9 protein-coding genes and 1 riboswitch are annotated in these 13209 nt (G+C 57.9%); of the genes, 3 read left to right on the forward strand and 6 right to left on the reverse strand.

All coding sequences use genetic code 11. The features are described from left to right. Positions 1 to 26 precede the first annotated feature (26 nt). On the forward strand, positions 27 to 1778 hold the full coding sequence (locus AC0N03_RS15060) for an arylsulfatase (protein WP_474289668.1): 1752 nt from the start codon (positions 27 to 29) through the stop codon (positions 1776 to 1778). A 982-nt stretch (positions 1779 to 2760) separates the two neighbouring features. Here AC0N03_RS15060 and AC0N03_RS15065 read toward each other — a convergent pair. After that, complete coding sequence (locus AC0N03_RS15065; RefSeq protein ID WP_474289670.1) at positions 2761 to 4197, reverse strand: NCS1 family nucleobase:cation symporter-1; 1437 nt, start codon at positions 4195 to 4197, stop codon at positions 2761 to 2763. Positions 4198 to 4383: 186 nt separating this feature from the next. Then, positions 4384 to 5628, reverse strand: coding sequence for an NRAMP family divalent metal transporter (locus tag AC0N03_RS15070; RefSeq protein WP_474289672.1), 1245 nt, complete (start codon positions 5626 to 5628; stop codon positions 4384 to 4386). Positions 5629 to 5796: 168 nt separating this feature from the next. Continuing rightward, a riboswitch (cobalamin riboswitch) is annotated at positions 5797 to 5986 on the forward strand. Between the two features lie 41 nt (positions 5987 to 6027). On the opposite strand from AC0N03_RS15070, the gene AC0N03_RS15075 reads away from it, so the two are divergent. Continuing rightward, positions 6028 to 7086 (forward strand): HoxN/HupN/NixA family nickel/cobalt transporter, encoded by a 1059-nt coding sequence (locus AC0N03_RS15075; protein WP_474289674.1) that lies wholly within the window; start codon positions 6028 to 6030, stop codon positions 7084 to 7086. A gap of 12 nt (positions 7087 to 7098) precedes the next feature. On the opposite strand, the gene AC0N03_RS15080 is transcribed toward AC0N03_RS15075, so the two are convergent. Then, on the reverse strand, positions 7099 to 9066 hold the full coding sequence (locus tag AC0N03_RS15080) for a methylmalonyl-CoA mutase family protein (protein ID WP_474289676.1): 1968 nt from the start codon (positions 9064 to 9066) through the stop codon (positions 7099 to 7101). A gap of 210 nt (positions 9067 to 9276) precedes the next feature. On the opposite strand from AC0N03_RS15080, the gene ccrA reads away from it, so the two are divergent. Beyond that, positions 9277 to 10524, forward strand: coding sequence for a crotonyl-CoA carboxylase/reductase (ccrA, locus tag AC0N03_RS15085; RefSeq protein ID WP_474289678.1), 1248 nt, complete (start codon positions 9277 to 9279; stop codon positions 10522 to 10524). Between the two features lie 181 nt (positions 10525 to 10705). Here ccrA and AC0N03_RS15090 read toward each other — a convergent pair whose 3' ends face one another. The 3 genes from AC0N03_RS15090 to purH all read right to left on the reverse strand — a co-directional run bounded on the left by AC0N03_RS15090 (position 10706) and on the right by purH (position 13135). Continuing rightward, complete coding sequence (locus tag AC0N03_RS15090; protein WP_474289680.1) at positions 10706 to 11203, reverse strand: GNAT family N-acetyltransferase; 498 nt, start codon at positions 11201 to 11203, stop codon at positions 10706 to 10708. Next, entirely contained in the window at positions 11193 to 11474 is a 282-nt protein-coding gene (locus tag AC0N03_RS15095) for a type II toxin-antitoxin system TacA family antitoxin (RefSeq protein ID WP_474289682.1), read from the reverse strand. The genes AC0N03_RS15090 and AC0N03_RS15095 overlap by 11 nt, the downstream gene beginning before the upstream one ends. 68 nt (positions 11475 to 11542) lie before the next feature. After that, positions 11543 to 13135 (reverse strand): bifunctional phosphoribosylaminoimidazolecarboxamide formyltransferase/IMP cyclohydrolase, encoded by a 1593-nt coding sequence (gene purH, locus AC0N03_RS15100; protein ID WP_474289684.1) that lies wholly within the window; start codon positions 13133 to 13135, stop codon positions 11543 to 11545. Between the last annotated feature and the right edge of the window lie 74 nt (positions 13136 to 13209).

The raw sequence follows: 13209 nt of genomic DNA on the forward strand, positions 1-13209 counted from the left end.
TCTCAGGTAAATTGAAGGGCTAGACGATGATTGAAAGATTTTTCAAAGTTTGGGCTTCTTCCGCGAAGCATATGGCGGGAACCATCAAGTTTTTGATGTTCAGTTCAATCCTCGCATCGCTGCAATTCCTGACAATTCAGCAAGCCCACGCCGGCCCAAAACCCAACATCCTTTTGATTGTTGCCGACGACATGGGCTATTCGGACATCACCAGTTTTGGCGGCGAGATCAAGACACCCAACCTTGACGCACTGGCGCAGCGCGGGCTGAGATTGACGGACTTTTACGCCACCCCCACCTGTTCACCGACGCGTTCGATGCTTTTGACCGGGGCCGACAATCACGTCGCCGGGCTTGGCAACATGGCTGAAATGCTCGGGCCAAAGCAGAAAGGTCAACCAGGTTATGAAGGTTACCTCAATGATCGCGTTGTAACCATCGCTACTTTGCTGCACGATTCTGGCTATCACACTTATATGGCCGGCAAATGGCATCTCGGCGAGAAGCCTGAACAGTGGCCTGCGGCCAAGGGGTTCGAGCGTGATTTTACGCTGATGCAAGGTGGTGGCAGCAACTGGTCTGACATGGGCTATCCCAATCCCGCGCACCCGAAATTGCTGTTCACCCTCAATGGCAAGCCGCTCGATAAACTGCCTGACGATCACTTTTCGGCTGCTGCATTCAGCGATTTCATCATGAAGTCGGTGGACGAGCAGAAGGATGACGGCAAGCCATTCTTCGCCTACCTCTCCTTCCAGGCCGTGCACAGCCCCTTCGCTGTGCCGGACGACTGGCGTGATAAATATCACGGCCAATACGACATCGGTTATGATGCTGTACGTGCTAACCGCGTCAAGAAAATGAAGGAGATGGGGCTTATCGGCAAGGACGTTGTGCCCTTCCCGCGTCTGCCGAGCATTCCGGCATGGGCCACGCTGTCGAAGGAAGAACAGAAGAAGTCTGCGTTGCAGATGGAAATCTATGCGGCGATGCTGTCGAACATGGACTATCACATCGGCCGCGTGATCGATCATCTCAAATCCATCGGCCAACTCGACAATACCCTTATTGTGTTCATGTCTGACAATGGCCCAGAACCCACTGCCTTGCTCGATCTGGCTGAAAAAATTGACCCGAAGATGAAGGCTTGGCTCCTCGCGAACTGGGATACGAAGCCAGAGAATTGCGGTCGAAAGCTGGCAATATGCGACTACGGACCAGCCTGGGCACAGGTCGGATCAACACCGTTCAGTTTCTTCAAAGCCTATTTGACTGAGGGTGGAATTCGGGTTCCCATGATCGTTGCAGGTCCCGGCGTGCAACACAGCGGTGACACGAGCGGCGCGCTGCTCCACGTGACTGACGTGGTGCCAACCTTGCTGGAAGAGGCCGGCGTATCACATCCATCCGCAACAGCTGGCAGCAAACTGGCGCCGATTGAAGGCAAATCGATGGTGCCGCTTCTTGCCGGAAAAGTGACAAGTGTGCGCACCCAGCAAGACTGGGTTGCGTGGGAGCTTTTCGGTAATCGCGCAGTCCGTCAAGGCGATTGGAAGGTGATCAATTTGCTGAAGGGAGCAGGCGGCTCAGGCAAGTGGCAGCTGTTCAACGTTAAAAAGGACCCGTCCGAGTTGCATGATCTTGCCCAGAAGGAGCCTGCACGACTGAAGGTTATGATCGGTCTGTGGAAGCGATATGCCAAGAAAAATGGCGTGATGCTTACGGGCGATGGGCCCTTCAAAAAGCAAACTGATCCCGATATCATCTGGGATGAATGATCGCGCCCAATTCAAAAGTGTGGCGGCATACGTCTAGCGTATGCCGTTGCACTCGACCTGCTAAATCATATTACCAGTTCGCGGCAGATGGTCCGTTAAAATAGCTGGCTGACTGGCTCACGTGGGGTAGCCAACCAAAAAAGCGCGCCTCTACGCCACTGCGGATCCGGCCAATGCACTTGAATGGGAAAAGCCATAAGCAAGGCATGTCCGACGTCAGATAATTTGGAACTGAAGGCTGCCTCATCGATTGGAGGATCAGGCGCATCTGAGCTTATAGCTCAGCCGGCATTCTCATAAGGATCGATCCGTGTGGGTCTTCTATCTGTCGATCCATCCTCCAATCACGCAATCAGAGTTGATCAGAAATGTCCCACTGGTACCGCCTTTCACACATGAAAAATTAATTGCCTCCGAGGCCGTGAGCCGATCATGCCGGTTCTTCGTTGTAAACGCAGCTGAACTTTATGCTTTATTAAATTGACAAAACGGCGGTGGAGAGGAGCAATTTGAATTGGTTGCCTGCCCCCGCAACCAAGTTTTAAAACGCTGCGCCTTTGCTGGTGCGGCGTTTTTTGTATGAAGCCGCCCGTTTGCCTGCTGCAAGCTGCGCTGTCCGCTCAAAGCTCACCGCGCCAGGCGCATAGGCCGAAAGATTGCGCCCGGTAGCTCTCAACGCCATCTGCCAGTATTGACGTAACTCACACCAAAAAACATAGCGTTCCAACTACGCCCTGCAACTGCTTGCGCACCCTGTGCGTATGCGAGGTGCGCAACACGGCCGAATAGTCCTGATGCAAATGGCTGGATGCGCCGCGATCTTGCCCCCGTACCAGAACCCGATTCTTCTGCCGCCCATAAGTCGCTTTCCAGCGCTCGATTCATGCGCTGGATCAGAGGATGATCGAAGGCACGGTCAGATTGAACCGGCACGCGGACATGCGCCAGCTTCGCCCGGCGCATGTCGTGATATTGCGTGTAGCTATTTTCCGGCACCCATTGAGCGCAGGACAAAATAGATGATCCCGGCGATACCGACGCCGAAGAACCAACCGTATACCCCCCACCAATCGGGCAGGAGATGCGTGAAATTCGGCAGGATGCTGGAGAACAGAGCGCCTATGGCGGCCGCTATGATCGCGTTCCAGTTCCAGCCGTCGCTGTAGCGGTATTCGCCGTTTTCCTGATAGAGCGCTGGCACATTCACCCGGCCCTTGGCGATAAGGTAATAATCAACCATCATCACGCCAAAGATCGGCCCCATCGTCGCGCCGATCAGGCCGACGAACGAGGCTGCATTCCCCTCCCACGGCGCTGCCGGATAAAGGATGAGTGCGATCAGCGCTGCAATATAGCCGCCGCGTTTGAACGTGATGTATTTTGGAAAAACATTGGCGAAATCGAACGCAGGCGAGACAAAATTCGCTACGACATTGATGCCGAGCGTAGCAACGGCAAAGGTGATGGCGGCCAGCAGAGCCAGGAACCAGCTGTCGAATTTGGCCGAGATCTGGTCAGGGTGCAGCAGCACCTCGCCATAGACCTGAAAGGCTGCGATCGTGGTGACGCCCGCCACCAGCGAGAACAGGATCAGATTGACAGGCAGGCCCCAGATATTGCCGGTTCGGACCGCTTTTTCATCTGGCGCATAGCGCGAAAAGTCGCAGAAATTGAGATAGAGCGCCGCGAAATAAGTAATCCAGGTTGCAGCGACCGCAGCCAGCGATGCGAAAGAGCCCGGCACACCCGGCACACCGGCATCCTTGGTCTTTTCAATCAGCACATCAGCGGGGATGGCATGAGAGAAGGACAACCCGCCGGCCTTGACCACAAGCCCGATGGCCAGCACCAGCATCATGAACCAGACGGCAGGGCCGGCCCAGTCCTGAAACTTGCGCACGGTTTCCATGCCGCGCTGGATGATCAGAAGCTGGGCTGCCCAGACCACGACGAAACAGATCACTTCCAGCCCGGAATGGCCGAGAACATGCGTTGTTTCATGAAAGTTGCGCAAGCCGTCCGAGCGGATGAGCAGGGCGACGATGGCGCCCGATGCCGCGCTGGTCTGCGCGCCATACCAGAAACAGGCGACGACGGCGCGCACGAGCGCCGGAATATTTGCGCCCCAGATGCCGAAGGAGGCGCGCGCCAGCACCGGATAAGGTACGCCGGTGCGCACACCCGCATTGCCGACCAGAGTCATCAGGAAATAGATGACAAGCGAGCCAAGACCTATGGCAATGATGAAATTGATGAAGCTGCCGCAGAGCAGGAAAAGGCTTGCGGCCAGATAATAGCCCCAGAGGCTGTGAACGTCGGAGGTCCAGACGTTGAAAATGCTGAATGGCCCCCAGTTCCGCTCTTCGGCCGGGGCCAGATCCTCATTATAGAGGGATGAAGATACTTTACTCAAATCCATGGCGTTCTCCCCACAATGCGCTTTATTAGTCTAAAGTCGGAGCGCTGCGGCCAATAGAGCACCCGTTTGGCCTTTGGTAAAGCGAGATGCCGCGTGCTTTTGCGGGAAATATCGGCGTTTTTCTCTGTTATCCGCGAAAGGATATTTCGTGAAAAATTGATATTTCCCTGTCCGGGTGTGCGGAGTTCAGGAGAGAAGGCCGGCCAGGCCCGAATAGACTCCGAGAAGGGTGGTTGCGGCAATGATGCCGCCGGCAATGATGGCATAGGGGCCGCGAAGGCGGTAAGGCTCCGGCAGACGGCGGGCCAGCAGATACAGAAAGCCCAGCACAACAGGCAGCAGCAGAGCATTCATAACCTGGACGCCAACGCTCAAAGTCACCAGATTGACGCCGGAGAGCACGATCAGCGCTCCGGCAATGAGCGTTGCCGTGTAGATGCCGTAAAACCAGGGCGCTTCGCGCGGTTCATGTTCAAGCGTATGGCGCACGCCCATGACCTCGCCGAGCGTGCGGGCGGCTGTCAGCGTGACGACAATGGTCGCGACCATCGCCGCTCCGGTCATGCCGAGGCCGAACAGCATCTTGCCGCCGAACTGGCCGAGATAGGGCGTCAGCGCATCGCTGATCTGGCCGACCGTATCCAGCGCCTGATCGCCGCCATTCTTGCCGAGCGTTGCAGCCGTGGCGAGCAGCACGGCCGCCATGATCAGCTGCGTGACCACTGCGCCAAAGATTGTATCGAGGCGCGCGGCACGCAGATCCGATACGGTCAGTTTCTTTTCTACGAGCGACGATTGCTGAAAAAAGATCATCCAGGGCATGATCACGGCGCCGATGTTGGCCGAAACCAGATAGAGATATTTGCCGTTGGCAAAGGGAATGCTTACCGCGTCCTGCGCCATTTCTCCAAGATTGGGCTGTGCCAGCCAGGCCACGAACAGAAACACCAGCTCGAAGGCGCCGATGCCGATGGCGATGCGCTCCACCGTCATGTAATGGTGGGTGTAGATCATGATCAGCAATGCGCCGACGACGAGAGTCATCGTTATGGGTGCCGGCACATTCAGCAGCGTGCCGACGCCCGAGAGGCCGGATAATTCACTCAGCAGCGCGCCAATGCAGGACAAAACCAGTGTTCCCACCGAAAACCACGCCCAGAACGGGCCGAAGTGCTGGCGGATGAGATCCGCATGGCCCTTGCCGGTGACAAGGCCGAGACGCACCGTGAGTTCCTGAATAATATAGAGGATCGGTATCAGAATGAATTGCAGGCCAAGCAGTTTGTAGCCCCATTGCGCGCCGCTCTGCGCCGCCGTGATGATGCTGCCGGCGTCGGTGTCGGCCAGCATGACGACGAGGCCCGGGCCGGCAACCAGAGCAAAACGCTGCCAGCCGGTGAGCCGGGCGGCGCGGGAAGAGAGAGAAATCATGCCATCCTGCAAATTGAAATATTCCACTTGGGCTTAAACCAGGAAATCTCCGCGGCAAAATGTTATTTTCCTGTCTGGAATTGTTATAATTTGCATGGATACTGCCGCGCGCGTGCGGCATGTGCGTGACGCTGCCTGAATATTGCAATTGACAGCCCGGTGCTGCTCACCCATTGTCGGCCCGATGGTGCCTTAACGGGCCTAACAGGGAAGCAGGTGAGGAATTTCCGAAACCTGCGCTGCCCCCGCAACTGTGAATGGGGAGCCGCGGCAACAGATCCACTGGCTGTTTCAGCCGGGAAGGACGCCAAGGCGCTGATCCATGAGCCAGGAGACCTGCCATCGGCAGCAGGGCGCTGACGCCCGCGCTGGATCGTAATCTTGCCATGCGAGGGTGTCATGGGTGGTTTCATTGCCCGCTTGCGGGATCAAAGCGGAACGGGATTGTTCCGTGATCTTGTCTGGGTTTATGCCGGGCTTATCGGCGCCAATATTTTTGTCTGGATATGGGCCTTCCTGGCGTTGCGCGGCCACCCGCTCTTGCTGGGATCGGCCCTGCTGGCCTATACGCTTGGCCTGCGTCATGCTGTCGATGCAGATCACATCGCTGCCATTGACAATGTCACGCGCAAGCTGATGCAGGCTGGAAAGCGGCCTCTGGGGGCGGGCTTTTTCTTCTCGCTCGGCCATTCAGCCGTTGTTGTGCTGATGTCGATCGCCGTGGCCTTTGCCGCATCCCGCATTTCCAGTGAATTTTCGTCGATGAAGTCGGTGGGCTCCGTGATCAGCACCAGCGCGTCGGCCTTGTTTCTGTTTGCGCTGGCTTTGGTTAATGTCGTGGTATTTCTGTCGGTTTACCGTACGTTTCAGGCCGTTAAACGCGGCGAGGACTTCGTCGAGGACGATCTTGACATCCTGCTGAACAATCGCGGTTTTCTGGCCCGGATTTTCCGGCCTGTATTCGGGCTTGTGAAGTCGAGCTGGCAGATGTTTCCGGTGGGTTTTTTGTTCGGGCTTGGTTTTGACACGGCCACCGAGGTGGCGCTGTTCGGCATGTCTGCCTCGCAGGCGGCCGATGGCCTGTCCATCTGGGCGATAATGGTCTTTCCGGCTTTGTTCACGGCCGGCATGTCGCTGCTCGATACAACCGACGGCGTGCTGATGATCGGCGCCTATGGCTGGGCCTTCAACAAGCCGGTGCGCAAGCTTTATTACAACATGACAATCACTGCAGTTTCGGTGCTCGTCGCGATGCTGATCGGCGGGATCGAGGCGTTGAACCTGATTGCGGAACGGCTGGAACTCAAAGGCCAGTTCTGGGACATGATCGGCGCGCTGAACGATAATTTCAATACGCTGGGCTATATGATCATCGGCGTATTCATTCTGAGCTGGGCGGTCTCCATGATGATTTATCGCCTCAAGCGTTATGACGAGCTTGACGGCAGGATTGCCTGAACTGCGGTTTTCTCATGGGTTCTGGTCGATGATCCGGATTATATCCATCATGATCCGGTTCATTTCGAAATCTTTCGGCGTATAGACGCCATCGACCCCTTCAGCCCTGAGCAGGTCTGCATCCTCTGCGGGGATTATGCCGCCCACCACGAGCCGGGTTGAAAGATTGGCGGCCTTCAAGCGGGCCAGAACGTCGCGCACCAGCGCCACATGCGAACCCGAGAGGATGGAGAGGCCGATGCAATGCGCCTGTTCCTGTCTGGCGCTTTCGACAATCTCTGCCGGCGTGAAGCGGATGCCCGCATAAGTGACATCCATGCCGATATCGCGGGCCCGCACCGCGATCTGCTCCGCGCCGTTTGAATGTCCGTCAAGCCCCGGCTTACCGACGATGAATTTGGGCCGCCGTCCCAGTTTCAGTGCGATGCGCTCCACTTCGGCGCGCAGCGGATCAAGTCCGTGATCGCCCTGCCGCGCCGCGCCGCTGACGCCGGTGGGCGCGCGATATTCGCCCCAGACCTCGCGCAGGGCCGCGCCCCATTCGCCCGTAGTGACACCCGCCTTGGCAGCGGCGATGGATGCGGGCATGATGTTGCGCCCCTCGCGCGCCGCAGCGTGAAGCTCTTTCAGCGCGGCGCTCACGGCTTTTGCATCGCGCGCGGCGCGCCATGCCTCAAGATTGGCGATCTGCTCGGTTTCGACATGCGGCGGCACCACCATGATCTTGTCTGTGCCCGTGGTGAGCGGCGAGTCTTCGCCTTCCGTGAATTTGTTGACGCCAACGACGATAGAATCGCCACGTTCGATGCGCTCCAGACGTTCCGTATTGGCCGCGACAAGCTCGGATTTCATATAGCCGGAATCAATTGCCGCCACCGCGCCGCCCATGGCCGCGATTTTTGCCAGTTCGGCGCGGGCCTGAGTTTTCAGTTCCTCGACCTTGGCGGCGATTTCCGCAGAGCCGTCAAAAATGTCGCCATATTCGAGCAGGTCGGTCTCATAGGCCATGATCTGCTGCATGCGCAGCGACCATTGCTGGTCAAAGGGGCGCGGCAGGCCGAGGGCCTCGTTCCATGCGGGAAGCTGCACCGCTCTTGCGCGGGCGTTTTTCGAAAGCACCACGGCCAGCATCTCGATCAGGATGCGATAGACGTTGTTTTCCGGCTGGCTTTCGGTCAGGCCCAGCGAATTGACCTGCACGCCGTAGCGGAAGCGGCGGAATTTTTCATCTGTGACGCCATAGCGATTCAGGGTGATTTCGTCCCAGAGTTCGGCGAAGGCCCGCATTTTGCACAATTCAGTAATGAAGCGCATGCCCGCATTGACGAAAAAGGAGATGCGCCCGACGATCTCGCCAAAATCCGCTGCCGAAAATGAGCCGGAGGCTTTCACTTCGTCCAGTATGGCAATGGCCGTGGCCAGCGCGAAAGAGAGTTCCTGTTTTGGTGTCGCGCCTGCTTCCTGCAGATGGTAGGAACAGACATTCATCGGGTTCCATTTCGGCAGTTCCGAAGTGGTGAAGAGAATGACATCGCGCGTCAGGCGCAACGAGGGCTCCGGCGCGAAGACATACGTGCCGCGCGAGAGATATTCCTTGATGATATCGTTCTGCGTGGTGCCCTGCAGCGCGGCGCGTGGCGCGCCCTGCTCATCCGCAACGGCAATATAGAGCGCCAGCAGCCAGGGCGCGGTGGCGTTGATGGTCATGGATGTGTTCATCTGGCTGAGCGGAATGCCCTCGAACAGCTTGCGCATGTCGCCGAGGTGCGAAATGGGCACGCCGACCTTGCCGACCTCGCCGCGCGCCAGCACGTGATCCGAGTCATAGCCCGTCTGCGTCGGCAGATCGAAGGCGATGGACAGGCCGGTCTGGCCCTTGGCCAGATTGCCGCGATAGAGTTTGTTCGACTCGGCTGCCGTCGAATGGCCGGCATAGGTGCGGAAAATCCAGGGTTTGTCTTTCGGCGTCTGGCTCGTCATGAAAACCCCTTGCGCTTGGAAATTGACCGGTTCATGCTGCAGAGCACAAATGTTAGCTGGCTCTTTTGGCTCTGGCTACTGTCATAAAGTCGAGAAATGCCGGGAAATGCGTTTTTGGAGCGGAATTTCCCGCCTTATTCGAAGGGCGAATGGTGCAATGCGAAATCTCTCTGCTAATCTTGACGTAACTTACCTCAGGGGGAAACGGATATGAGCGACGTGAAGGACCTTTACAACATCGGCGAAATTCCGCCGCTCGGTCATGTTCCGAAAAACATGCATGCCTGGGTGATCCGTAAAGAGCGCCACGGCCCGCCCGAAAGCTCGATGCAGCTTGAGGTCGTGCCGACATGGACGCTGGATTCGCACGACGTTCTCGTGCTCGTCATGGCTGCCGGCGTCAATTACAACGGCGTTTGGGCCGCTCTGGGCGAGCCGATCTCGGTGCTCGACGCCCATAAGCAGCCCTATCACATCACTGGATCGGATGCCTCAGGCATCGTCTGGGCAGTTGGTTCCAAGGTCAAGCGCTGGAAGGTCGGCGACGAGGTGGTCGTTCATTGCAATCAGGATGACGGCGACGATGAGGAATGCAACGGCGGCGATCCGATGTTCTCGGCCTCGCAGCGCATCTGGGGCTATGAGACGCCTGACGGCTCGTTCGCGCAGTTCTGCCGTGTGCAGGACCGCCAGCTGATGGAGCGCCCGAAGCATCTGTCATGGGAGGAGAGCGCCTGCTACACGCTTACCCTTGCCACCGCCTACCGCATGTTGTTCGGCCATGACCCGCACCGCCTGAAGCCGGGCGATAATGTGCTGGTCTGGGGAGCATCCGGCGGTCTGGGCGTGTTTGGCATCCAGCTTTGCGCGGCGGCGGGCGCCAATGCCATCGGCATAATTTCGGATGAATCCAAGCGCGATTATGTGCTCTCGCTCGGCGCAAAAGGCGTGATCAACCGCAAGGATTTCAACTGCTGGGGCCAGATGCCCAAAGTCAACACACCCGAATATATGGAATGGACCAAAGAGGCCCGCAAGTTCGGCAAGGCCATCTGGGACATCACCGGCAAGAAAGATGTCGACACCGTATTCGAGCATCCCGGCGAGCAGACCTTTCCGGTCTCCTGCCTTGTGGTCAAGCGCGGCGGCATGGTGGTTTTCTGCGCCGGAACGACGGGCTTCAACCTGACCTTCGATGCGCGCTATGTCTGGATGCGGCAGAAGCGCATTCAGGGCTCGCATTTCGCTCACCTCAAACAGGCGGCCGCAGCCAATAAATTCGTCATCGACAGGCGCATAGACCCTTGCATGTCGGAAGTGTTTCCCTGGTCGCAGATTCCGCTGGCCCATACAAAGATGTGGAAGAACCAGCACGCGCCGGGCAATATGGCTGTGCTGGTGAATGCCCCGCGCGCAGGTTTGAAGACGCTGGAAGATGTGATCGAGGCTGGGGCGTAAACTAGCCTCACGCTGCGGTCTCACGCCCTCACCCTGAGGCTCTTGAAGGCTGAGGAGCATCATACGCGGGCTTGCCCCGCTTATGCACGAAAATTTCCGAGGATGGCCGGATCAAGTCCGGCCATGATGGCTGAGCAAAGCACCGAGGCTTCCCCATGCTTCACACGGGGCAATGCTACGCTTATACCGCCGCTCTCAGATCAGCCAGTGTCACCATCAGCGTCATTTCGTCCAGTGGTGAAGGGTCGAAGCCAAGCGCAAGGTAAAACGCTTTGGCTTCCTGTGAAATGGCGTGAACAATCATGCCGCGGATGCCGATAATGTCTGCGGCATTCATTACACGAAAAGCAGCATCTCGAAATAAAGCGCGGCCAAGACCATTCTTTTGAAAGCGCGTATCAACCGCCAGCCGTGCCAGCACGACCACAGGAATTGGATCAGGCATATTGCGGCGCAGGCGGCCCGTTGCCGAAATGCTGTGAATACTGCCCGAGGCCAGCGCATAATAACCAATAATGTTATGCCCGTTACATATAACAAAAGTGCGTGAAGCCCCATCCATATGGTTTTTTAGCGCGCGCTGCTTCAGCCATTCATCCAGCGAAGTCGTGCCGGAGCTAAAATCTTGGGTGAGATGATGTGCCGCGAGTGGCGCGGGCGCATCGGGTTTAAACACCATCCCAAGGCGCTTTCATCTGCATGGATTTTTTCAGACGCGCGTTGGGCTGTGGGGCTGAGTCGAGGCGAGCCAGAAAATCTGCATGAGCTTGGGGGCTGACCAGCAGAACCGCTTGCGCAGTCAAAGTGTCTTCAGCCGATTGACGTGCAGCATCCAGAATAAAATCAGTTCGGGTCTTGCCACGCAGCAAGGCTGCGCGGTCAATCAGATCGCGGTCTTTGGGTTGAATGCGAAGGTTCAGCGCATCGCGTTTTGAGGCCCTGGCCGTCATGAGCAAAATCCTTGTTTTGCTCATGATAACATCATGTAATGACAAAGTCATTACATGATGTTTGCCCCTCAGTGCCGGAAGTGGCGGTGGCCGGTGAAGACCATGGCAAGCCCGGCGTCATCGGCGGCCTTGATCACCTCATCGTCGCGCATGGAGCCGCCGGGCTGGATGATGGCCGTGGCGCCGGCCTCGGCAGCGGCCAGCAAGCCGTCGGCAAAGGGGAAGAACGCGTCCGACGCCACGACAGAGCCGACCGCAAGGCTCTGTTTCAGGCCGAGCGCCTTGGCGGCTTCGGCGGCTTTGTGTGCGGCGATGCGCGAAGAATCGACGCGGCTCATCTGGCCTGCGCCAATGCCGACCGTAGCTCCGGCCCGGGCATAGACAATGGCATTTGATTTCACATGTTTGGCCACGCGGAAAGCGAAGCGCATATCGGCAAGTTCGGCTGCTGTGGGGGAGCGCTTGGTCACCACTTTCAGATCCATGTCGTCAACGCTGACATTGTCTTTCGATTGGACCAGCAGACCGCCGGCGAGGGTGCGCACATTCAGTCCCGGCGCACGCGGATCGGGCAGGCCGTCGGTGAGCAGCAGGCGCAGGTTTTTCTTGGCAGCGACGAGATCAATCGCGGCTTGCGTGGCCCCCGGCGCGATGATCACTTCCGTGAAGATCTTGACGATTTCGGCTGCAGCTTCCTCATCGAGCGGCTGGTTGAGCGCGATAATACCGCCAAAGGCCGAGGTTGGGTCGCAGGCCAGCGCATCGCGATAGGCACCGGCAAGGCTGTTGCCGGTGGCGACGCCGCAGGGGTTGGCGTGCTTGATAATGGCGACAGCCGGGGCGATTTTCGGGTCGAATTCGGCTACAAGCTCGAAGGCGGCGTCGGTGTCGTTCAGGTTGTTGAAGGACAGGGGCTTGCCCTGCACCTGCCGCGCATTGGCTACGCCCTGCCGTGTCTCTGAAGTCTTGTAGAAGGCCGCATGCTGGTGCGGGTTTTCGCCGTAGCGCATGATTTCGGACAAATGTCCGCCAAAGGCGCGGTAGGCGGGCGCGGTCTCGCCGATCTGTTCCGCCATCCAGTTGGAAATGGCCGCGTCATAGGCAGCGGTGCGGGCATAGGCCTTCTGCGCCAGCTTCTTGCGCAATTTCAGCGTGGTGGCGCCGCCATGCGCCTCGAGTTCGCCGATCAGGGCGCTGTAGTCTTCCGGCTCAACGATGACGGCGACATCCTGATGGTTTTTTGAGGCTGCGCGGATCATGGCCGGGCCGCCGATGTCGATATTCTCGATGCAATCCTCGTAGGAAGCGCCGCGCCTGATCGTGGCTTCAAACGGATAGAGGTTCACCACGAGAAGATCGATGGCGGCAATGTCATGGGCCAGCATGGCGGCTTCATGTTCCGGGTTCTCGCGGATGGCGAGCAGGCCGCCGTGCACCTTGGGGTGCAGCGTCTTGACCCGTCCGTCCATCATTTCCGGAAAGCCGGTGACATCGGAGACGTCAATCGCCGGAATGCCGGCTTCGACCAGCGCCTTGTGTGTTCCGCCCGTGGAAATGATTTCGACGCCCAGCGCATTCAGTTTCTGGCAGAAGGGGATGAGTCCTGTCTTGTCGGACACAGAAACAAGGGCGCGTTTGACGGGGGCGAGGCGAGCTGTCATCAGGGACTTTCCGTTAGCGGAGGGGGATAGCGAATTTTGCGCTGCAATAGCACAATTTTGCGGGCTGCCAAAAG

It is taken from the genome of Methylocystis sp. sgz306128 (assembly GCF_056032725.1).

Excerpts from the sequence above, each read along its gene's own strand:
- AC0N03_RS15060 (WP_474289668.1), top strand. The coding sequence starts at position 27 with ATGATTGAAAGATTTTTCAAAGTTTGGGCTTCTTCCGCGAAGCATATG.
- AC0N03_RS15065 (WP_474289670.1), bottom strand. The coding sequence starts at position 4,197 with ATGGATTTGAGTAAAGTATCTTCATCCCTCTATAATGAGGATCTGGCC.
- AC0N03_RS15070 (WP_474289672.1), bottom strand. The coding sequence starts at position 5,628 with ATGATTTCTCTCTCTTCCCGCGCCGCCCGGCTCACCGGCTGGCAGCGT.
- AC0N03_RS15075 (WP_474289674.1), top strand. The coding sequence starts at position 6,028 with ATGGGTGGTTTCATTGCCCGCTTGCGGGATCAAAGCGGAACGGGATTG.
- AC0N03_RS15080 (WP_474289676.1), bottom strand. The coding sequence starts at position 9,066 with ATGACGAGCCAGACGCCGAAAGACAAACCCTGGATTTTCCGCACCTAT.
- ccrA (WP_474289678.1), top strand. The coding sequence starts at position 9,277 with ATGAGCGACGTGAAGGACCTTTACAACATCGGCGAAATTCCGCCGCTC.
- AC0N03_RS15090 (WP_474289680.1), bottom strand. The coding sequence starts at position 11,203 with ATGGTGTTTAAACCCGATGCGCCCGCGCCACTCGCGGCACATCATCTC.
- AC0N03_RS15095 (WP_474289682.1), bottom strand. The coding sequence starts at position 11,474 with ATGACGGCCAGGGCCTCAAAACGCGATGCGCTGAACCTTCGCATTCAA.
- purH (WP_474289684.1), bottom strand. The coding sequence starts at position 13,135 with ATGACAGCTCGCCTCGCCCCCGTCAAACGCGCCCTTGTTTCTGTGTCC.